The organism is Variovorax sp. 10L426, assembly GCF_056395305.1.
In genome coordinates, this window is sequence record NZ_JBFTJF010000149.1 from 1 (window position 1) to 363 (window position 363).

The 363-nt window shown below is 54.7% G+C and carries 1 rRNA gene; it reads right to left on the bottom strand.

Features of this window, described 5'->3' with window-relative positions:
* Nucleotides 1-363: ribosomal RNA gene (locus AC1DHL_RS30205) — 23S ribosomal RNA — on the bottom strand; the annotation flags it as partial.

Sequence of the window (363 nt, forward strand, 5' to 3'; positions counted from 1 at the left end):
CCGTCCCCCCTTCGCAGTAACACCGAGTACAGGAATATTAACCTGTTTCCCATCGACTACGCCTTTCGGCCTCGCCTTAGGGGTCGACTCACCCTGCYCCGATTAACGTTGRACAGGAACCCTTGGTCTTCCGGCGAGCGGGCTTTTCACCCGCTTTATCGTTACTTATGTCAGCATTCGCACTTCTGATACCTCCAGCAKSCCTCACAGCMCACCTTCGACGGCTTACAGAACGCTCCCCTACCCAACAACACATAAGTGTCGCTGCCGCAGCTTCGGTGCATGGTTTAGCCCCGTTACATCTTCCGCGCAGGCCGACTCGACCAGTGAGCTATTACGCTTTCTTTAAATGATGGCTGCTTC